Consider the following 19530-nt stretch of genomic DNA (forward strand, 5'->3'; position numbering starts at 1 on the left):
CACAGTTCCCGAAACTTACGGAGGCTCCCGGGCGATCGCTCAGGCGGCGTCGCGCAACGCGGGCCCCCGCACCGCGTAGACAGCCGCCCCCACGACCGCGACGACGACGGCCGTGACCGCCGCCGCACGGCTGTCGGCGGGCTGCGACGGCCACGTGAGGACCCGGCCCACCACCGAATCGCCCGCGAACGGGAACACCAGCGCCGGCAACGTCCAGGCCAGCGGCAGGAACCACGACCGGGCCGCGCCGAGCACCGCCGCACCCAGAGCCGCCAGCCCGAGCAGCCCGGCCGCGTCGCGTACCACCATGGCGGCCGGACCGAACCGGGCGCCGGTCAGCAGCGTCGCCGACACCAGACCGACGATCACCGCGAACGCGGTGAGCAGGTGGGCGGCGCGCAGCGGCGGCCAACGCCGGGAACCGGTGCGTTCCAGCGCGTCGTCGGGCCCGCCGAGCGTGTGCGCCGACGACGCGGCCGGCAACAGCACCAGCAACACGACCATGGTGACGTCGGCGTCGGGGCTCTCCGAGAAGGCGGCCACCGTCGACCACATCAGCAGCGTGCCGCCGGCCGCCGCGATCAGAGCCGTCGGCACCCGCCGGGACCGCAGATAGAGCACCGGATACCTCACCGGGCGTCCCCGTCCAGCAGACCACTCGCGTCGCCGCACTCCAGGGCCGCCTCACGGACCGCGACCACCCTGGCCAGCGCCTCCGCCTCCGGCAGTTTGCGCAACCCCTCCCACAGCCGCGTCGCCTCGACGTCGTCGCTGGGCGGCGGCGTGCCGCCCGGCTCCACCACATAGCTGCCGGCATCCGGGTCACGGACCGGCCGCTGCCCGGACAGCCAGGCGCCCGCCGCCATTCCCGCCGCCACGTCGAACCCGTTCGGGCAGCCGGCGGCGCTCGCCCCGGCCGCGTCCAGCATCCGGTGCAGCAGGAGATCGGGATGCTCCACGTGGCCGTCCGCACCCACCTCGACGTCGAACGCCACAGTGTCCGCGCCGTACCGGACGATGGTGTTCTCGTCGAGGTAGGTGTTGGTGTTCTCCACGGCCGACGTCGGCGGGTCCGGCAGCCTCGCCAGCAGAGCCAGCGCCTGCCGGGCGTGTGGTGTGACCTCGTCCAGGAGCCCGGCGTGCGCCCGCGCCACACACACCCGGGGCGTGTCGGCCGTGCACACCGGCCGCTGCGCCACCGGGTCGATGGTGACCCGGCGGTGGTCGTGCGGCATCACCGCGACACCGAGCGCCAGCCCGAGCGCCACCGGCAACAGGGCCGCGGCACGCGTACGCCACCGGCCCGCCGCCAGCAGCACCACGGCCGCCGCCGCGACGCCCGCCGCCAGAATCGCCTGCGCGGCACTGACCCGGCCGGGGACGGTCTGGAACTCGATGAACTGGTTCATCCCCCACGCCGGTGACGCGAGAGTGGACTGCCAGTCCTCGTGGAACGCCATCGGCAGCGCCAGGATCGCCGCGAGACCCGCCACGGCCAGCACCGGCGCCGTCACCGGTGTGGGCGCCAACCGCCCGAGGGCCAGGCCGAGCCAGGCCGACGCGATCACCGCGAGCGCACCCACCGCGGCCGCGGCGATCGCCTCGCCGGGCAGGTAGCGGGCCGTCGGGGCGATCCACAGCCCGGTCACCACCAGCACCGCCACCTGGGCGAGGCCGACCGCGCCGCCGACCGCCGCCAGGGTCAGCAGGATCCGCTGATACCGCGGCCGGGGCGTGCCGGCGAACAACTCGGCCACCCCGGCCCGGTGCTCCCGGCGCGCCAGCCAGGCACCGACCGCGATCGCCACCGGGCACGACAGCACGAGGTACGTCCGCTGGCTCATCACCAGCGACATCCACCCCGCCGCCCACTCCCAGCGGACGATGTAGAGCAGGCCCGCACCGGCCAGCACGAGCAGCGCCGCCCCCGGCAGGCCGAACCGGCGGAACTGCAGCGACAGCATCCGGCTCATGCGACGCCCCCGCGATGACGGCGCAGCAGCGCGGAATAGCCACGCTCGGCCGGGCTGTATCCGGCGTCGCCCTGCTCCCCGTGGGCCATCAGCGCCTGCGGGGCGCCCTGGAACACCAGCTTCCCCTCATTGACCAGCACCACATCGGTGCAGGCCGCGACCACGTCCTCGACCAGATGGGTGGAGACCAGCACACAACTGTCGACGCCGATGTCGGCCAGCAGCTCCCGGAAGTCGAGACGCTGCTCCGGGTCGAGGCCCACGGTCGGCTCGTCGAGCAGCAGCACCTGCGGGTCGTTCACGATGGCCTGCGCGATCCCGGCCCGGCGCACCATGCCACCGGACAGCGTCTTCATCCTCGCGTCCGCCTTCGCCGTGAGCCCGACCCGGTCGATGGCCCGCTGCGCCGCCGCCGGGACGGCCGCCTTCGGCATCTCCTTGAGCCAGGCCATGTACTCCACGAACTCCCGCACCGTGAACCGCGGATAGAACCCGAAGTCCTGCGGCAGGTAGCCCAGTCCCCGCCGGACCCGACGCAGATCCCCACGGCCGCTGACCGGCTCGCCCAGCAGCGTCAGCTCCCCTCCGGCCGTCTTCAGCACGGTGGCCAGCGCTCGCATCAGGGTCGTCTTCCCGGCACCGTTCGGCCCGAGCAGACCGTGCACTCCCGTCTGCAGCCGCAGGTCGAGCCCGTCGACGGCCAGATGCCGCCCGGCCCGGACCTTCAACCGCTCGGCGTGCACCGCCCACGCGTAGGTGGCAGGCGCCGTCTCCGCCGCGCTCATCGTTCGCATCTCACTCCCTGTGTCGTTCCCCGAAGACCCGGCGACGAACTCGTGGTCGCTCAGACCGGTCCGGTGCCGCGGGTCAGTTGGCCCGGCTCAGCCGGTTCGTTGTCGGTGGTCGGTTGGCGCTGTGCAAGCCGGTCTGGTGCCGCTGGTCGGTTCGCGTTGGTCGGTTCGCGTTGGTCGGTTCGCGCTGGTCGGTTCGCGTTGCTCAGTTCGTGTTGCTCGGTTCGCGCTGGCCCGTCGCGTTGCTCACTTCGCGCTGGTCAGCCTGTGGAAGAGGTCGGCGCGGGCCGCGGTGAGGCCGGCCATAGCCACGGCGGCCACGGCCCAGGCTCCGGCGCCGCCGGGATGCAGAACGGCGGGCAACTGCGCGGTCGCCAGGCTGGGCACCACGACCACCGCCGCCCACGCTGCGGCCAGCCCGGCCGCCGCCCGGCGGACCCCGATCACGGAGCCGAGCCCGATCGACGCCGCGGTGAACGCCAGGCACGGCGTGAGCAGCACGGCGAGCGGCGCACCGGTACGGGCCCCGGCCAACGCGAGCAGCGGAATCACCACGGCCAGCACCACCGTCGTACGCCGCAGCAGCATGCCGAGGCCCGCGGCCGGAGTGCCGGCGACCAGCTCCCAGGCCGGGTCGGTCCGCCGGTTCCACGACACCGCCACACCCGGCAGCGGTGCCACCGGCGCGAGCAGCAGCACCAGCGACGGCAGATCCGGCATCAGGAAGTGCAGCAGGACCGCGCAGCCCAGCACTGCGGCCGTCATGCCCAGCCACGGCGCCAACGACACCGCGAACCACCGCCGGCGCACCGTCGGGCGTCGGCGCACCGGAGCCGGACCGGCCGCGATCCCCCGATCGACGGCGGCGCCGACCAGGTCGAGCAGAGCGCGCGTGTCGCCGGGCACGCTCCCGGCCAGCTGCGCCCGGCAGCCCGCACACGTCTCCAGATGCGATTCGACCGACCACACGCTCGCCTCGTCGAGACCCGGGTCGCCGTCGGCGTAGCGGGCCAGCACGGCGACATCAGGGTGCATGCTCACGACAGCGCCTCCCGCAGAGCGATCCGGGCCCGCCGAGCCCTTGACTTCACCGTGCCCTCCGGCACATTCAGCAGCACCGCGGTGTCGCGCGCGGACAGCCCGTCGAGGACCATGGCGCGCAGCACCTGCCGTACCTCCGGTGGCAGCCGCAGCAACGCCTGTTCCAGGTCCTGACCGACCCGACCGGCCATCACCTCGTCCTCGGCCGCCGGAGCGACCGTCGCGGCGGTCGGCACCGATGGCACCTGCGCCTGCCGGGCCCGCCGCCGGAACGCGTCGACCATCCGGTTGGCGGCGATCGTCCACAGCCATCCGACAGCGCTGCCGTCGGTGGCCGCCCCGGCGAAGCTCCCGGCCGCCCGCCACACCGAGAGATAGGTCTCCTGCATCACGTCCGCCACGATGTCGGCGTCCGCGCACCGGCGGCGCAGCCGAACGGCGAGCCACGGCGAGGTCCGCCGATACAGCTCGTCGAACGCCCGCCGGTCGCCCGCAGCGGTGCGGCGCACGAGTTCTTCCTCGTCAGCCGCGTCCAGACTCTCTCTCACGCCCTGATAGACGACCACCGACCCACGATCGGATCTGTCCCTGCTGTGATCCAAGCCACATTCGCACCGGCGCCGATCCGGCATGCCCTTGCCCACGACCAGCTCATTCGGGGGCTTCGTGAGTGACCGGCTCATCCCCGCTTGCGGCCGGCTCATCCGTGCGCGACTGGTCGTCCCCGGTCGGCTTATCCGTGCGCGACTGGTTCGTCCCGGCTTGCGGCCGGCTCATCTGTGCGTGACTGGTTCACGCGGCGCGTGACCGGACATGGGGCGGCGGTGCGGATCCGCTGTGCGGCCGCGGGTAGGCATGGACACTTCCGCGGTCGAGGTTCGCCGGTGGATGCGATGAAAGTCCCGGCCCGCTCCGCGCGACCACCGAGATGGGCGGCGCTGGGATGGGCGGCGCTGGGATGGGCGGCGCTGGGATGGGCGGCGCCGGAGTGGAGACGGGTGTCCATCGGGTCCGAGGGCACCGGCGGACGCCCTGACCAGCCGCCGGCTTTCGAGCCGGGAAACCGTCCGCGGCGCCTCACCGAGGTCCGTGGTCACTGTCGAACACGGCATCCTGCTCTCACCCGGCTGATTCAGCCGGGTGAGAGGTGCCGCGGGCCGGGCCGACGTCCAGGCCCCCGCCACGGGATCGCTTGTCGAAGGCCCAGTCTCAACTGGCCGCGCGGTGCAGCTCGTCGCGGAGCACGCTCAGCCGCACGCTGCCGGGCTCACCGTCGGCGATGTCCGCGATCTGGTCACCGGACGCGTAGGTGTCGTTGGACAGCGCCCCGGTGCCGTCGACGCGGAGATATCCGGCGCCCATGAGCGCTTCCGCGATTCCGGCCACGGTGTCCGGGCGGACGTCCGTGCCGGGCATCTGGACGGCGCTCACCGTGCCGGCATCGTCGCCCGCGGAGTCCACGACGACCATGCCGATCTCGGCCCGGGCGAGGAGCGGGGTCTCGGTGGGTTCCACTGTCTCGAACTGATCGATTGGCTGCATGACCCGTTGTTTCCCACCCCGAACCACACCAAAACGGAGCCCGGCGAGCCGTCTGGCCCCTCGGGCGACGAGCACGGAGGGTCCGAGAGCCGACGTGAGGCGGTGGTGGCGGCGCTGGGCGAGGCGGGCCCGGCGGAGGGCGACGTGAGGCGGTGGCGGGGCCGATGGGCGAGGCGGGCCCGGCGGAGGGCGACGTGAGGCGGTGGTGGGGCCGATGGGCAAGGCGGGCCCGGCGGAAGGCGATGTCAAGCGGCGATGGCGGCGACGAGCAAGGCGTAACCGGGAGCGCGACGTCAGCCGGCGATGAGTAAGGCAGGCCCGCGGAAGCGCGACGTCAAGCGGCGACGCGGGGCGCGTCGTCAGGCGGCCATGACAAGGGCGAACGCCGCTCGGACCCGGGTGCGCAGCCAGGCGTGCGCCGGGTCGGTGTCGAATCGCTGGTGCCAGCCGCAGACGATCGGCGGCTCCGGCAGCGTGATCGGCAACGGCACGGTGACCAGCCCGAACGCATCGGCCAGCGGACGCAGCGCGAGATCCGGCGCGGTCAGCACGGCGTCGCTTCGCGCGACGATGTGGGCGGCGGTCGCGGTGGCGCCGACCGCGGCGAGCACCCGGCGGTGCAGGCCGTGCTGTTCCAGGACGCCGTCGACCGGGTCGCTCAGCCGCCCCCGCCGCGACACCAGCACGTGCGGCAGGGCGGCGAATCCTTCGAGATCAAGCCCTTGGGCGTACGGATGACCGGCTCGCATGACCACGACGAAGCGGTCGTGGCCCACCACCTCGTGCCGGATCTCCGGCAGTGCCGGCACGGCCGAGCCGATCTCCAGGTCGACGCGCCCGTGCCGTAGCTCGTCGGTGTCGGCGGCCGCCTCGGTGGGGAAGCGGAACCGCACGCCCGGGGCCGCGTCGGCGACGTCGGCCAGCAGGATGGGGGCGAGGACGAGGGCCAGCGCGTCGTGGCATTGCAGTGTGAAGACCCGGTCGAGCTCGGCCAGGTCCAGCTCCCGGCTCGGCGTCAGCACCTGCCGGCTCTGTCGTAGCAGCTCGCCGACCTGCTCCCGAACCGCCAGCGCATACGGGGTGGGGGTCATCGTGCGCCCGGTGCGCACCAGGATGTCGTCGCCGGTCAGCCGGCGCAGACGACCCAGGCTGCGGCTGACCGCGGGGGAGGAGAGCCGCAGCCGCTGGGCCGCCCCGGCCACGCTGCCCTCCTGCAGGAGCGCGTCGAGCACCGTGAGCAGGTTCAAATCCAGTTGCATGACGGTAAATCCTAGCTTAACAACGTTGCACTGGACTCAACTGAAGTGGGGCGGCAGGGTGGAGGCATGACCACCGAACAGCAACTCCTGACCGTCGTGACCGCCGCCGTCCACACCGCCGCCGCGCTGGTCACCCGCCCCTCCACGACCCCCACGACCGGGGCTGAGCTGATGGCCGCGCTGGCCGCCAACGACGACGCCGTCAGCGGGGTGCTCCGGCCGGCCCTGACGGCGGCGCTGCCGGGCTCACAGTGGACCTCCGACGAGCACGGGTCCGGCCCGATGCCCGGCGGCGACTGGTGGGTGGTCGACCCGGTCGGCGGCAACATGAACGCCGTGCAGGGCATGCCGGACTGGAACATTGGCGTCAGCCTCGTCCGTGACGGGCGGCCGGTGCTGGCCGTGCTGTACATGCCGGTCGCCGGTGAGACGTTCACGGCCGTCGCGGGTCACGGGGCGAGCGCGAACGGCGTACCGCTGAGGGTGTCGGCCAAGACCGATCTGAGCCTGGCCCTGACCGGAACCGGTCAAGCGCGTCCCGGCCGGGAGGCCGACCGGGCCGACCGGGCCGGCGCCGCCGTCGCCGCGATGATGCGGCAGGCGCTGTATGTGCGGGTCTCCGTGCCGGTCGGCCACCTGTTGGCGCAGGTCGCGGCCGGGCGGATGGACGTGCACTGGCAGTTCGACAATCTGCGGTCCCATATCGCGCCGGTGCTGCTGGTCCGGGAGGCCGGCGGCACGGTCACCGACCTCGACGGCAAGCCCTGGGACATCACGAGCGACGGCTACCTGGCCGCGGCGCCCGGTGTCCACGCGGCCGCGCTCGAAGCGCTCCGGTGACCGGCATGGAGATCACCGTGCTGGCGGCCTCGGGCGCGACCGGCCTCGAGTTGACCCGCCAGGCCCTGGCCCGCGGCCACACCGTCATCGCCGTCTCCCGTAACCCGGGCCGCATCCCCCTGCCGGATTCGGCGCGTCTGGTCCGTACCGCCGCCGACGTCCTCGATCCGGAGGGCATCGCCGCAGCGCTCCGAGACCGTGAGGCGATCGTTTCCGGTCTCGGGGTCGCCAAGGGTGACCGGCCCGGCGTCCTGACCGCGGGCGCTCGTGCGGTGGCCGCCGCCCGTCCCGGCCGGATCGTCTGGCTCGGCGCCTTCGGCACCGGACCGTCGGCGGCGGCAGCCGGCCCGCTCACCCGGACCCTGCTCCGGATGCTTGCGGACCGGGCCGACAAGGAGACCGCCGACGCGATCATCGGGGAGGCGGGCGGAACCGTCTTCCACGCCGGACCGCTGGCGAACGGACCGGCCGGTCCGTCCCGGCGCACCGTCGCCCTGGACGCCGTGCCGCGCCGTGTGTTCCCGGCCCGGGTGAGCCGGGCGACAGTCGCCGCCGCGATGCTCGACGAGGCCGAGAACCCGGCACACGCCGGCGCTGTCGCCGTCCCGCTGCAGCAGTGAAACCCGGTGGCGGCGGGCGGGCCGTAACGGGCAGGCTCTGCGGCGGCCCGACCCGGCGGGTGATGGCAATGGCGGCGGCATCACCGGCGGCGACGGCCCCGGTGCCTGTCGGGCCTGAGGCGGGGTGGAGTCCCCGGTGATCGGGCTCAGACGAGAAGCCCGCCGGTGGCGCGGATGTTCTGACCGGTGATCCAGGCCGCATCCGGCCCGGCCAGCCAGGCCACGACCACCGCGATGTCGGCGGGCTCGCCGAGCCGTTGCAGGGCGGTCAGAGCGGCGGTCCGGGCGAGTGCTCCGGCGTCGTTGGCCGACCGGAGCATGTCGGTGTCGACCGCTCCCGGCGACACCGTGTTGACGGTGATGCCGCGCGGTCCGAGCTCGCGGGAGGCGACAGCGGTGGCCTGTTCCAGGGCGCCTTTGCTCATCGTGTAGAGCAACCGGCCGGGTGCCGGCACGACCGTGTTCAACGTCGACACGTTCACGATCCGCCCGCCCCGGCCCATGCGCTCGGCAGCAGCACGCATCGCCAGCAGCGGCACCTTCGTGTTGACGGTCAACACCCGGTCGAACTCCTCCGCGGTCACCGTGTCCAGAGGCGTACGCGGATTGACCGCCGCGTTGTTGACGAGGATGTCGAGGCGCTCACCGACGGTGTCGAACATCGACCGGACACTGCCGACGTCCTCGTGATCGGTTCGGATCGCGACGGCGCCGGTCACACCCGGATCCGTGCGGCAGGTGAAGAACACCCGGGCACCGGCGTCGGTCAACCTCTCCACGATCGCCCGCCCGATGCCGCGCGAGCCTCCGGTGACCAACGCGATCCTGCCGTCGAGTGTCATGCCGGGCACGCTACGAGAGCATCACCGGCGAGGTCTTGAACGATTGCGCAGCGTGCAGATGTCGACGCAGCTCACCGGGCGTACATCCGCTCATCGCACCGACTTCGCGGGTCAGATGCGGCTGGTCGGCGTAGCCGCATTCGGCCGCCACCCGGCCGAGTGCGGTGTGCCCGGCGAGCATGCCGACGGCACGCTGGAAGCGGGCGACACAGGCGACCGCTCCGGGCGCGACCCCGACGTACCGCTGGAATGCCTGTTCGAGCCGGCGTCGCCGAACACCGAGCAGCGCCGCCACCTCGTCGACCCCGGGTGGACCGCTGCGCTGCAATCGTCTCCACGCCGCGACCAGGCCGGGGTCGGCCCGGTGATCCGCATCGCGGGCCGTCCGTCTCATCCAGCCGTCCAGGACCGCGAACCGGTCCGCCCAGGCTTCCGCGGCGGCGACGCGTTCGACCAGGTCGGGTGCCTCGAACGGCACGATGGCCCCGGCCAGTTCCCCCATCGGCATGCCGAGCACGGTGGCGACCCCGGCCGGAGTCAACCCGGCCGTGACCCCATGACCCCACCGCTCCGCGGCGAGCACCGCCCTGGTCCGCGGCCCGGTGACGAAAGCGTCACCGCTGTCGACGTCGATGACGAGCACGGCCGCGACGGCGGGCAGCACCCGATGCCTGAGGGCAACGCCGTCCCCGGAGCGGAAACCGCCGTACCCGAGCACGTGACGTCGCAGGTCGGCACCGACCGGTGCCGCCGCGACGGTCGTGCACGGTGCGGGTTGCGGCTCGACCGGCAACGAATGCACCCGCATCCCTCGAACCCTATGGGGTCGGGCCGGGGATGCGGGGCTCGCCTCGACGATTTCCCGTTCTGCCCGGGCCGACACCGGCCCGCGTGCGTCCGAGCACCGTTCGTGATAGACCAACGTCGTTGTAAGGAAGCTGAAACGGACGCGAAACATTGGAGTCGGCATGACTGCTCCCGTCACCCGTCGTACCGTTCTCGCAGCGGGACTCGCGCTGCCCGTCGCCGCACATGCGCCCGGTCACGTCGGTGCGAAGGTGGGGTTCACGCTCGACGCCCGGGTCCTCGACGGCGGCGAGCAGGTCGTCTCGGTCACCCTGGACACCGCCCGGCTGAGGATCGACCCGGCCTCCCTGACGGCCGGCACCTTCACGGTGCACGCCAAGGCCACCAGCCCGATCCCTCTCGAGCCGGGGGAGCTGATCTTCAGCGAGTACGACCTGGACCGTACGGTGACGGCGGCGCGGCTCGACCGTCACGGGAACGTGGTCCTCGACCTTGCGCACGGTGAGGGCCAGGTGGGCGGCGGGACCCTCGGCTACATCGTGAGCCGCGGCCGCAACGTCCGGCTGAACCTCACCTACACGATCACGCAGACCGCGCCGGTGCGCACCCGTCACGGGCGCCCGGTCACCATCACGGCGTTCGTCCAGGGGCGGCTGGCCGACCCGGAGGTCGACGCGTTCAGCCACCACGTCTCCAGCTCGGGCATGAAGTACCGCCTGTTCTCGCCGGGTGAGAGGCGGCGCCCGCTCGTGGTGTGGCTGCATGGCGGGGGAGAGGGCGCCTCGCTGCGCGACGGCTACTACGACAACGAGACCACGTTGCGGGCCAACCGCGGCGCGCTCGGGTTCGCCACCCGCGAGGCGCAGCGGATCTTCGACGGCGCCTACGTGGTGGCGCCGCAGAGCACGTCGTTCTGGATGGAGGACGGCCCCCGGTTCGCGCCGCAGATTCAAGAGATCGTTCAAGAGGTGGTACGCCGGCACGCGATCGACCGACGGCGGATCTACGTCGCGGGGTGCAGCAACGGCGGATACATGAGCCTGAAGATGACCACCGCGTACCCGAACCTGTTCGCCGCCTCGGTGCCGGTCTGCGGGGTCGTCGCCTCGCTGCAGCCGGGCGGCCCCCGCCTGATCACCGACGCCGAGCTGGCCGGGATCACCACGCCCACGTGGCTGGTCACCTCCCGCGACGACACGACCGTGCCGCCTGAGCCGAACACCATCCACGCCCACGATTTGATCCCGGGCTCGTTGATGAGCCTCTACGACCAGGTGGTCTGGGACGGCTACCGGTTCAACGGCCACTGGTCGTGGATCTACCTCGCCCACAACGACCCGCGGATCGACGGGACCCGCGTCTGGCAGTGGATGGCCCGGCAGCGCGCGCTCAGATGACGGGAAGCGGTTGCGGAGCGCGGGACAGCGCGACCGAGACCGCGCCGAACGCCGTGGTGAGCAGCAGGTTGACCAGGACGGCGAGCCAGCCGACGTCGGCGATGTGCGCGACCGGCCAGATCAGCGCGCTCACCGCGAGCAGCCCCACCGCCCAGGCCGGCGCCCTACCACGCAGCACCACCGCGCCGAGCAGCAACGTCAACGGCAGACACAGACCCAACGGCTTGATGAGTACGGCCGCCCCGCTCGCGTCGACCAGGTCGGTGTCGCCCAGGGAGACGTGGATCGTGTTGAACCCGTACGCCACGTCGCCGGCCGCCCCGAACACGCCGACCACGAGCAGCACCGCCGCGAGCAGCCCCTCCCCGAGAGTGGCCAGGCGGAACATCACGACGGTGTAGCCGACCGCGCCGAGCACGTGGACCACGGCGGCGACCGGGTCGTCCCAGCCACGCGTCGCGTACAGCAGATCGGCGATCAGATAGACGGCGGGCGCGACCAGCAGCGACCCGGTGAGCACCCGTTGCAGAGGTGTGGAAGTCATGCCCCGACTGTCGTCGCGGCGCGCCGCCGGCGGATCCGGGCCGGCCCTCGAACATCGGCAGGGTTAACCCTCATCACAGGTCGGCGACGCGCTGGCACGATACAGGCGTGGAGACCGGAGCGGCGCTGCGCTGGACGACCGGCGCGGTGACCGCCGTGCTGGTCGCCGCCGGGTTCGTGCTCGGCCCGCACGTCGGCAACCTGCACAACGGGCTGATCGCGGCGTCGTTCACCACCGTCGGGCTCTACGTGGTGGCCGAACGCCCCGGCAACCGGGAGGGCCGGCTGTTCGTCGCGGTCGGCGTCGCCCACGCGGTCATGTTCGCCGGCCGGGAGTACGGCCTGCACCCCGGCCCGCTCCCGGGCGCCGCCTGGATCGGCTGGCTCGGTGTCTGGCCGCTCCCGCTGGTGCTGGTCCTGGTCGGCGTCGCGGTGATGTGCTTCCCGACCGGGCGGCTGCCGTCACGCGGGTGGGTGCCGGTCGTCGGCGTACTCCTCGCCCTGGGGTTGATCCTCTCGACGGTGTCGGCGCTGTGGCCGGTCGAGTACGCCCGCACCGGCCTGATCGCCGCCCACCCCCTCACGGTTCCCGGGCGCACGGTCGCCGAGGCCTTCTACCGGGTGGCCCGGCCGGTGTCCTACCTGCTGTTCCAACTGACCTGGGTGGTCTGTGTGGCGGTCCGGGTGCGCCGGGCCCGCGGCGACGAGGCCCGGCAGATGCGCTGGTTCCTCTACACGGTCACGGTGTCGGCCGCGGTGATGGTCGCCGGGCTGGCGGTGTGGGGCTCGCCGGTGCCGGGCACGCTGACGGCGCCGCTGCTGGCTCTCGCCGCGGGCGCCGCGATCCTGCGGTACCGGCTCTACGACATCGACCCGGTGCTGAACCGGTCGCTGGTCTTCGGGACGATGGCGGTGCTGGTCACGGCCGGGTACGCGATCGTCGTCACCGGCGCAGGCCACCTCGTCGACGGGTACGGCACGTGGCTGTCCCTGCTGGCCACCGGGCTCGTCGCGGTCGCCTTCGAGCCGGTGCGCGCCCGGGTGCAGCGGCTGGCCGACCGGCTCGTCTACGGGCGGCGGGCCACCCCGTACGAGGCGCTGGCCAGGCTGTCCGCGCATTTCACCGCCCCGGCCGGCGGGCTGCTCGACGGCATCTGCGGCACCGTGGCGGACGCGGTCGGGGCGCGGGCGGTGACGCTCTGGACCGGGACGGCCGAGGAGCTGCGGGTGGCGTCGGTCTGGCCGGCCGGCGAGCCACTGCCACCCGGCACGCGGACGCTGGCCGAGCTGACGGCCGTACCGGTGCTCCACGACGGCCGGCTCCGTGGCGCGATCACCGTGCGCAAGCCACCCGGCGAGGCGCTGTCGTCGGCCGAGTCGCGGCTGGTCGGTGACCTGGCCGCCCAGGCCGGGCTGGTCCTGGAGCTACGGGCCACCGCCCAGCGCCTGGTCGTGGCCGGTGACGCGGCCCGCCGCCGACTGGAACGCGATCTGCACGACGGCGCGCAGCAGCGTCTGGTGACCGTGGCGATGGAGTTGGGCGCCGTGGTGCGGCTGGCCGCCGGCACCGGCCCGGCGGAGATCGCCGACCGCGCCGACGACGTGCGCCGGCACCTGCTGGAGGCGATCGCCGAACTGCGCGAGACAGCCCGCGGACTGCACCCGGCCGTGCTGACCCAGGACGGTCTGGCGCCCGCGATCGGGTTCCTCGCCGACCGGTCGCCGCTGCCGGTGCGCCTGGCCGTGTCGGTGCCCCGGCGGCTGCCGCCCGAGGTCGAGTCCACCGCCTATTTCGTGGTCAGCGAAGGGCTGACGAACGCCGCGAAGCACTCCGGATCGGCGACCGTCGCGGTGCGGGTCGAGCTCGATGGGCCGGGCCTGATCGTCGAGGTGTCCGACGAGGGCCGCGGCGGCGCCGAGTTCCGGCCCGGCAGCGGCCTCGAAGGGCTCGCCGACCGGCTCGCCATCCTCGACGCGCGCCTGACCGTCGACAGCGGCCCGGCCGGCACCGGCCTGCGGACGGTGATCCCGTGCGCGTGATGCTCGCCGACGACGCCGTGCTGTTCCGCGAGGGCATGGCCCGGATCCTCACCGACACCGGCTTCACGGTGACCGGCCGGGCCGGTGACGGCACCACCCTGATCGGCCTGGTGCGCGCCGACCCGCCGGACGTCGCCGTGATCGACCTGCGCATGCCACCGGACTTCGCGGCCGAGGGCATCGACGCCGCGGCCGCCATCCGGGCGGTCGCGCCGGGCGTCGGGCTGATGCTGCTCTCCCAGTACGTCGAGGTGCACCACGCCCTGCGGTTGATGACCGACTTCGACGGGGGAGTGGGTTACCTGCTCAAGGACCGGGTCTCCGACCTGACCGCGTTCGCCGCCGACGTGCGCAAGGTGGCCCGCGGCGAGACCGTCATCGAGGCCGAGCTCGTGGCCCGGCTGGTGGCCCGGCGGCGCGAACGCGATCCGCTCGACGCGCTCACCGACCGCGAACGTGCTGTGCTCGCCCTGATGGCCCGCGGCCTGTCCAACGCGGCGGTCGCCGGCGACTTGCATCTCTCGATCAAGACCGTCGAGGCGTACGTGACGTCGATCTTCACCAAACTGGGTCTGGTCCAGCACGAGCGCGAACACCGCCGCGTGCTGGCGGTCCTCACCTTCCTGCGCGCTTAGTGGTCCGGGTGTGCTCTCACTACCCTGATCGACGTCTCAGCGTCACCAGCAGCCGGTCCGCCTCCGCGGCCCCTCCCGTGTCGCCGAGGCGGGTGAACAGATCGGCCGCCTCGGCGAGCGCCGCCTCACCCTCGTGATCGCTCAAGGCCCGTCCCAGCAACACGAGCGCCTGCGCCTGGAACCGCAACCACCCCCGCGTCCGCCACAGCCCCACCGATTCCCGCAGATGGACCGCCGCCTCGGCCGAATGCCCCGCGTTCAGCTCGATCTCCCCGAGCACGTCCAAGGACTCCGCCACGTGATGGGTCATCCGATACTCCCGCGCCGCCGCCAGCGCGGCCCGAGCGGTCGGCCCGGCCGTGTCGTCGCCACTGCCCATGGCCACCCGGGCTTTCACGATCATGGTCAGGATCAGCGTGTACGTGTCCTGGTGCTGCTGTGAGATCGCCAGCGCCTCGGCGAGGTACCGGCCACTCTCCTCGAACTGCCCGGCTCGCCCGTGCGCGATGCCGAGGAACTGCAGGGCGGTCGCCACCCAGCGTGGATTGCCGAGTTCCCGGGCGCACCGCAGAGCGTCGTGCAGATGGCCCACGGCCTCCATCAGCCGCCCCGACTCGCCGGACGCGACCGCCAGCGCGAGATGTGCCCGCGCCTGCCCGCCCAGGTGCCCGGCCCACATCGCCCGCTCGAGTGCCACTCCGGCGACCTCGAGCGCTTCGCCGTGCCGTCCGGTGGCGGTCAGCGACCACGACCGCATCACCGCCGTGTCCGCCATCCCGCCCACCTCGCCGGCCTCACGGAACAATTCCTCGACCCGCTCCGCCTCGGCGTACGACCGGGCCATCGCCTCCCCGCTGTGGTCCTCGGTCACCCAGGTCGTGAGGTCGGCCAGCCCTCGGCGCACGACCGCCTCGCCCCGCCGGTTGCCGGCGACCCGGCAGGCGTCCAGCGCCAGCCGGCTGCACGTCTCCCACTCGGTGTACATGCCGCGTACGTCGAAGTACTTCTCCATGCGCTGGGCCAGGTCGAACGCCGCCTCGTCGTCACCGGTCTCGCACGCCTGCCGGATGAGTGCCTGCATCGCGAGCTGCTCGGCGTCGAACCAGGCGAGCGGATCCTTCTCCGCCAGCGTGTTCACGACCTGCTCCACGTCGGGCCGGGGAACCCGCCCGGGAATCGAGGCGAAGCAGGTCCCCGGCATCCGGTCCGACAGCCGCTCGGCCACCGCTATCCACGCCCCGGCGCCGCGGCTGACCGCCGCCCGCAACCGCTCCGGCGGGTCCTCGGCGCGCGCCCGGTCCCGGGCGAACAGCCGCACCAGGTCGTGGAAGCGGTACCGGGCCTGCCCGACGGCGTCTATCCCCACCGGCGTCAGCAGGTGGGTGTCGACCAGGGTGTCGACCAGGGTGTCGAGATCGTCGCCGGCCGGGTCCGACAGCACGCCGGCCAGCCAGCCCGGGAAGTCCGGTACGTCGAAGGCGCCGAGCAGCCGGAACAGCAGGCGGGCCGTCGGTGGGAGACCCTGATAGCTCAGGGTGAGCGATGCGCGTACGTGCAGGTCCCCGATGTGAAGCCGGTCGAGCCGGCCCTGCTCGTCGCGCAGCAGCGCCACCAGATGCGACAGCGTCCACTGCGGCCGGGACGTCAGCCGCGCCCCGGCGATGCGCACCGCCAGTGGCAGGCCGTCGCAGAGCCGGACCAGGTCTGCCGCGGCCCGCGGGTCACCGTCGACCCGGGTGTCGGGCAGGATCCGTGCCAGCAGCCGCACACCCTCGTCGCCACCGAGCACGTCCAGCTGTGTCCAGCGGACCCCGGCGAGACCGGGCAGCCAACGGCGGCTGGTGAGCAGGACGGCACAGCCGGCACCGCCCGGCAGTAGCGCTTCGACCTGCTGCTCGGACGCGGCGTTGTCGAGCACCACGAGCACCCGACGCCCCGCCAACCTGCTGCGATACAGCTCGGCGCGTTCGCCCGCGTCCGGCGGCACGGCCGGGCCCGGCACTCCCAGCGCACGCAGGAACCGGCCGAGCACCTCGGTGGGCGTCGGCGGGAACAGGTCGGTGCCGGCCAGGTCGGCGTACAGCTGGCCGTCGGGGTAGAACGCGGCGATGCTGTGCGCGAAGTGGACGGCGAGGGTGGTCTTGCCCACGCCGGCCATGCCGGTGATGCCGACGACGGTGAGCCCGGCAGGATCGGTGCCGGGCGGTATCACCTTCGACAGTTGCCCCAACTGCTCCTCGCGGCCGGTGAAGTCGGCGACGGCGGGTGGCAGGTGAGCGGGCACGGCGCGGTCTAATCCGGTGGCCGGCTGTTCGGCCGGGTCGTCGGAGAGCAGGCGCAGGTGTGCCTCCTGCAGCTCCCCGCTGGGGGCGACGCCCAGCTCGTCCCGCAGCGTCGCCTGCAACGCGGCATACTCGGTCAGCGCTTTCGCCCGCGCCCCGCTGCCGTGCAGGGCATGGAGATACGGGATCCAGAGGGTCTCCCGTAGGGGGTGCTCGGCGACCGCCGGCGCGAGCTCGGTCGCCAGCGTGGCGTGCTCGCCCAGCGCCAGGCGGGCCCGCGCGTGGTCCTCCAGCGCCGCCAGCCTCGCCTCGGTCAGCCGGGCCGCCTCGGGCACGAACCATTCCAGGTCGCTCAGATCCTCCAGCGGAGGACCGCGCCACAACGCGAGCGCCCTGCCCAGCCGGTCGGCGGCGCGTAACGGCTGATCCTCCCGTAGGGCCTGGCGACCCTCGGCGGCCAGGGCGGCGAACAGCATCGCGTCGTACTCGTCCTCGGCGACGTCGAGCCGATAGCCCCCGACGGCCTGGGTGAGCTTCCGCCCTCCGGTCTGCCCGCCGGCGGCATCGAGGATCCGGCGCAGATTGGAGACGTACGAGTGGAGGTTGGCGCGTGCCGACACGGGCGGATCCTCGCCCCACAACGCCGCGGTCAGCTCACCGGCGCGCACCACGCGACCGGCCCTCAGCAGCAGCACGGCCAGCAGCGCCCGTTGCTTGCGCCGGCCCATCACGACGATCTCACCGTCGGAGCGCCGCACCTCGAGACCGCCCAGAACGCGGAACTGCACGGCATCCCCACAGTCCACTGTCGACGACCGATTGTTCCGACATTGTGTCGCCTCGCGGCGGTTCGTACAACGGCTACACGGCATTGTGTAGGGCCGGTATGGGCATCGATGTTTTTCTCTGTCTGTGCCTCGCCGCCGGCTGAGAAGGGATTCAAGATGAGACTGAGAATCGGCAAGGCCCTGCGGGTCCTCGTCGTGGCGTTGATCGCCGCGGCGTCGACGACCGTGGTGACGGCCACCCCGGCATCGGCCGACACGGTGCAGACCTTCCGCAACCGCGCGACCGGATTGTGCCTCGACGACAGCATCGAGTTCTCGCTCCGCCAATTCACCTGCAACAACAGCCTCTACCAGCGGTGGAACGTGCACGTCTTCGGTGACGGCACCCGCCAGCTGCGCAACGAGGAGACACGACGGTGCTTCGGCAGCCGGCGCAACGGCAGCACGGTGGAGCTGATCGTCGGCGCGTGCACCGCGACCCCGTCGAAGAGCTGGATCGTCGTCCGCCAGCCGAACGGCATCCAGTTCTACAGCGAGGTGACCGGCAATCACTGCCTGTCCGACGCGGGCGGCAGCTACTACGGCGGGAAGTACGTGTACGCGGCTCCGTGCATCGCCACCGTCACGTACAACACGACCGTCTGGTACTGAGACGCCACGTCACGGCGTTGCGCCCTACGGGGGTCAGGCGCCTGCCCGGATCTCCGGTGCAGGCGCCCGGCGGTGGGCGCCGGGCGCGAACCGGATCATCAACTGGACGGTTTCGGGGCGGCGACCGGGCTTCGGTGGCCGGTGGAGTCGACCGCCCGTACGCCGAAGAAGACGTTGTCCTTGGAGAGGTCGACCGTCACCGTGGTCACCTTGCCGACCGGCAGGGTGTGCTGCCAGTCCGAGGCGGTCGTCTCGCGCCACACCACCTCGTATCCGGCGAGGTCCGGCTCGGTGCCGGGCTGCCAGCGCAGCGTGGTCTCGTTCGTGAGCCGCGTGGTGTCGATGACCACGCCCTTCGGGGTGCCGGGGGCCTGCGCCAGCGACCACAGCGCGGACGCGTTCACCCGGGCCACCCGGGCGATGTACGACCAGTCGCAGAACTCGGGGAGGTCGCCGAACTGGACGCCGTTCTCCACCCGTACATCCTGGTGCTCGTGGTTGAAGTTCTCCCGCGGCTCGGTGAAGCGGGCCGCCGGATAGCCGCGCAGCAGGAACGAGATGTGGTCGCTGCCGCGCAGATAGCGGTCGCGGCGCCAGATGACCCGCACGTCGGCGCCGTCCGGCTCGACCTCCTTGACGAAGCGGCCCAGCTGGCGGGAGGGGCCGTCGTTCTCGCCGCCGACACTCCTGCGGGTGCCGGCCTCGGCGGCGGTCTCCGAGGTGGGCACGCCCTCGACGAAGAGCCGGACGGTACGCGGGTCGTTGCGGGTGCCGTCGTGGGCGTTGCCGGTGCCGACGATGTCGTTGCTGAACATGGCCTGGATGTCCGTGCCGGCGTCGAAGTACTGCTGGGCCATGTGGTCGGAGCCGTAGAGGCCCTGCTCCTCGCCGGCGACCGCGGCGAACACGAGCGTCGACTCCGGCTGCCGGGTGGCCAGCACCCGGGCCAGCTCCATGATCACGGCGACGCCGGACGCGTCGTCGTCGGCGCCGGGGGCGTCCTTCACCGCGTCCATCACGTCGGTGACCCGGGAGTCGTAGTGGCCGGTGACCACGTAGACGCGCTCCGGGGTGACGCTGCCGCGCAGGGTGGTGATGACGTTGGTGATCCGGGTCGGCGCCGGGATCCGCGGGGAGACCGGCTGGACGAACGACTGCAGCTCGACGGTCATCCGCCCGGCACTGGCCGCGGCGTGGCGCTGCAACTCGGCGAAGATCCAGTCACGGGCGGCGCCGATGCCCCGGACCGGGTCGTCCTGCACCGACAGGGTGTGCCGGGTGCCGAAGGAGACCAGCTTGCGGACGATCGCCTCGATGCGTACCGGATCGATCTCCTTGAGGATCCTGCGCAGCTCCCGATCGGGGGACGCGGCTCGGGCCGGGGTCGAAGCGGCGACGCCGGCGGCCGTCGCCGCACCCGCCACCAGAAACGTGCGCCTCGTGGACATGCGCCCCACCCTGCCACAAATGTCGACGTAT

At 72.7% G+C, this 19530-nt stretch carries 18 protein-coding genes; 6 read left to right on the forward strand and 12 right to left on the reverse strand.

Features of this window, described 5'->3' with window-relative positions; all coding sequences use genetic code 11:
- Window positions 1-39: 39 nt before the first annotated feature.
- The 7 genes from ACQPZW_RS21510 to ACQPZW_RS21540 all read right to left on the reverse strand — a co-directional run bounded on the left by ACQPZW_RS21510 (window position 40) and on the right by ACQPZW_RS21540 (window position 6606).
- Window positions 40-633: a hypothetical protein gene (locus ACQPZW_RS21510; RefSeq protein WP_433796711.1), complete on the reverse strand. Its 594-nt coding sequence runs from the start codon at window positions 631-633 to the stop codon at window positions 40-42.
- Window positions 630-1973 (reverse strand): hypothetical protein, encoded by a 1344-nt coding sequence (locus ACQPZW_RS21515; protein WP_433796712.1) that lies wholly within the window; start codon window positions 1971-1973, stop codon window positions 630-632. Before ACQPZW_RS21515 ends, ACQPZW_RS21510 begins: the two co-directional genes overlap by 4 nt.
- Window positions 1970-2767 carry an ATP-binding cassette domain-containing protein gene (locus ACQPZW_RS21520; RefSeq protein WP_433796713.1) on the reverse strand — a complete coding sequence of 266 codons (798 nt, stop codon included), beginning with the start codon at window positions 2765-2767 and terminating at the stop codon, window positions 1970-1972. Before ACQPZW_RS21520 ends, ACQPZW_RS21515 begins: the two co-directional genes overlap by 4 nt.
- Before the next feature lie 243 nt (window positions 2768-3010).
- Window positions 3011-3799 (reverse strand): hypothetical protein, encoded by a 789-nt coding sequence (locus tag ACQPZW_RS21525; RefSeq protein WP_433797589.1) that lies wholly within the window; start codon window positions 3797-3799, stop codon window positions 3011-3013.
- Between the two features lie 2 nt (window positions 3800-3801).
- Window positions 3802-4353 carry an RNA polymerase sigma factor gene (locus ACQPZW_RS21530; protein ID WP_433796714.1) on the reverse strand — a complete coding sequence of 184 codons (552 nt, stop codon included), beginning with the start codon at window positions 4351-4353 and terminating at the stop codon, window positions 3802-3804.
- Between the two features lie 661 nt (window positions 4354-5014).
- Complete coding sequence (locus ACQPZW_RS21535; protein ID WP_433796715.1) at window positions 5015-5347, reverse strand: hypothetical protein; 333 nt, start codon at window positions 5345-5347, stop codon at window positions 5015-5017.
- A gap of 359 nt (window positions 5348-5706) precedes the next feature.
- Complete coding sequence (locus ACQPZW_RS21540) at window positions 5707-6606, reverse strand: LysR family transcriptional regulator (RefSeq protein ID WP_433796716.1); 900 nt, start codon at window positions 6604-6606, stop codon at window positions 5707-5709.
- Window positions 6607-6672: 66 nt separating this feature from the next.
- On the opposite strand from ACQPZW_RS21540, the gene ACQPZW_RS21545 reads away from it, so the two are divergent.
- Together ACQPZW_RS21545 and ACQPZW_RS21550 are read left to right on the forward strand one after the other, a co-directional pair.
- On the forward strand, window positions 6673-7446 hold the full coding sequence (locus ACQPZW_RS21545) for an inositol monophosphatase family protein (protein WP_433796717.1): 774 nt from the start codon (window positions 6673-6675) through the stop codon (window positions 7444-7446).
- Window positions 7447-7451: 5 nt separating this feature from the next.
- Window positions 7452-8066 (forward strand): NAD(P)-dependent oxidoreductase, encoded by a 615-nt coding sequence (locus ACQPZW_RS21550; protein ID WP_433796718.1) that lies wholly within the window; start codon window positions 7452-7454, stop codon window positions 8064-8066.
- A gap of 146 nt (window positions 8067-8212) precedes the next feature.
- On the opposite strand, the gene ACQPZW_RS21555 is transcribed toward ACQPZW_RS21550, so the two are convergent.
- Window positions 8213-8908, reverse strand: coding sequence for an SDR family NAD(P)-dependent oxidoreductase (locus ACQPZW_RS21555; protein WP_433796719.1), 696 nt, complete (start codon window positions 8906-8908; stop codon window positions 8213-8215).
- 10 nt (window positions 8909-8918) lie between these two features.
- A complete protein-coding gene (locus tag ACQPZW_RS21560) occupies window positions 8919-9716 on the reverse strand; it encodes a helix-turn-helix transcriptional regulator (protein WP_433796720.1) in 798 nt (265 codons plus the stop codon).
- A gap of 160 nt (window positions 9717-9876) precedes the next feature.
- On the opposite strand from ACQPZW_RS21560, the gene ACQPZW_RS21565 reads away from it, so the two are divergent.
- Window positions 9877-11112: a prolyl oligopeptidase family serine peptidase gene (locus ACQPZW_RS21565; protein ID WP_433796721.1), complete on the forward strand. Its 1236-nt coding sequence runs from the start codon at window positions 9877-9879 to the stop codon at window positions 11110-11112.
- Here the strand turns inward: ACQPZW_RS21565 and ACQPZW_RS21570 are convergent.
- Window positions 11105-11656, reverse strand: coding sequence for a hypothetical protein (locus ACQPZW_RS21570; protein ID WP_433796722.1), 552 nt, complete (start codon window positions 11654-11656; stop codon window positions 11105-11107). The genes ACQPZW_RS21565 and ACQPZW_RS21570 overlap by 8 nt on opposite strands.
- Before the next feature lie 107 nt (window positions 11657-11763).
- Here ACQPZW_RS21570 and ACQPZW_RS21575 point away from each other — a divergent pair, with 107 nt between their 5' ends.
- Window positions 11764-13695 carry a GAF domain-containing sensor histidine kinase gene (locus ACQPZW_RS21575; RefSeq protein ID WP_433796723.1) on the forward strand — a complete coding sequence of 644 codons (1932 nt, stop codon included), beginning with the start codon at window positions 11764-11766 and terminating at the stop codon, window positions 13693-13695.
- Complete coding sequence (locus ACQPZW_RS21580; RefSeq protein ID WP_433797590.1) at window positions 13695-14330, forward strand: response regulator transcription factor; 636 nt, start codon at window positions 13695-13697, stop codon at window positions 14328-14330. The genes ACQPZW_RS21575 and ACQPZW_RS21580 overlap by 1 nt, the downstream gene beginning before the upstream one ends.
- A gap of 19 nt (window positions 14331-14349) precedes the next feature.
- Here the strand turns inward: ACQPZW_RS21580 and ACQPZW_RS21585 are convergent, their stop codons facing one another.
- Complete coding sequence (locus tag ACQPZW_RS21585) at window positions 14350-17400, reverse strand: BTAD domain-containing putative transcriptional regulator (protein WP_433796724.1); 3051 nt, start codon at window positions 17398-17400, stop codon at window positions 14350-14352.
- Window positions 17401-17556: 156 nt separating this feature from the next.
- On the opposite strand from ACQPZW_RS21585, the gene ACQPZW_RS21590 reads away from it, so the two are divergent.
- A complete protein-coding gene (locus ACQPZW_RS21590) occupies window positions 17557-18051 on the forward strand; it encodes an RICIN domain-containing protein (protein ID WP_433796725.1) in 495 nt (164 codons plus the stop codon).
- A gap of 98 nt (window positions 18052-18149) precedes the next feature.
- Here the strand turns inward: ACQPZW_RS21590 and ACQPZW_RS21595 are convergent, their stop codons facing one another.
- Window positions 18150-19499, reverse strand: coding sequence for a M20/M25/M40 family metallo-hydrolase (locus ACQPZW_RS21595; RefSeq protein ID WP_433796726.1), 1350 nt, complete (start codon window positions 19497-19499; stop codon window positions 18150-18152).
- Between the last annotated feature and the right edge of the window lie 31 nt (window positions 19500-19530).

Source organism: Actinoplanes sp. CA-252034 (assembly GCF_050956125.1).
Classification (GTDB): Bacteria; Actinomycetota; Actinomycetes; order Mycobacteriales; family Micromonosporaceae; genus Actinoplanes.

Bases quoted from the DNA above. Each gene is read 5' to 3' on its own strand.
- ACQPZW_RS21515 (WP_433796712.1), bottom strand. From the start codon at position 1,973: ATGAGCCGGATGCTGTCGCTGCAGTTCCGCCGGTTCGGCCTGCCGGGG.
- ACQPZW_RS21520 (WP_433796713.1), bottom strand. From the start codon at position 2,767: ATGCGAACGATGAGCGCGGCGGAGACGGCGCCTGCCACCTACGCGTGG.
- ACQPZW_RS21525 (WP_433797589.1), bottom strand. From the start codon at position 3,799: ATGCACCCTGATGTCGCCGTGCTGGCCCGCTACGCCGACGGCGACCCG.
- ACQPZW_RS21535 (WP_433796715.1), bottom strand. From the start codon at position 5,347: ATGCAGCCAATCGATCAGTTCGAGACAGTGGAACCCACCGAGACCCCG.
- ACQPZW_RS21540 (WP_433796716.1), bottom strand. From the start codon at position 6,606: ATGCAACTGGATTTGAACCTGCTCACGGTGCTCGACGCGCTCCTGCAG.
- ACQPZW_RS21545 (WP_433796717.1), top strand. From the start codon at position 6,673: ATGACCACCGAACAGCAACTCCTGACCGTCGTGACCGCCGCCGTCCAC.
- ACQPZW_RS21550 (WP_433796718.1), top strand. From the start codon at position 7,452: ATGGAGATCACCGTGCTGGCGGCCTCGGGCGCGACCGGCCTCGAGTTG.
- ACQPZW_RS21555 (WP_433796719.1), bottom strand. From the start codon at position 8,908: ATGACACTCGACGGCAGGATCGCGTTGGTCACCGGAGGCTCGCGCGGC.
- ACQPZW_RS21560 (WP_433796720.1), bottom strand. From the start codon at position 9,716: ATGCGGGTGCATTCGTTGCCGGTCGAGCCGCAACCCGCACCGTGCACG.
- ACQPZW_RS21565 (WP_433796721.1), top strand. From the start codon at position 9,877: ATGACTGCTCCCGTCACCCGTCGTACCGTTCTCGCAGCGGGACTCGCG.
- ACQPZW_RS21570 (WP_433796722.1), bottom strand. From the start codon at position 11,656: ATGACTTCCACACCTCTGCAACGGGTGCTCACCGGGTCGCTGCTGGTC.
- ACQPZW_RS21580 (WP_433797590.1), top strand. From the start codon at position 13,695: ATGCTCGCCGACGACGCCGTGCTGTTCCGCGAGGGCATGGCCCGGATC.
- ACQPZW_RS21590 (WP_433796725.1), top strand. From the start codon at position 17,557: ATGAGACTGAGAATCGGCAAGGCCCTGCGGGTCCTCGTCGTGGCGTTG.
- ACQPZW_RS21595 (WP_433796726.1), bottom strand. From the start codon at position 19,499: ATGTCCACGAGGCGCACGTTTCTGGTGGCGGGTGCGGCGACGGCCGCC.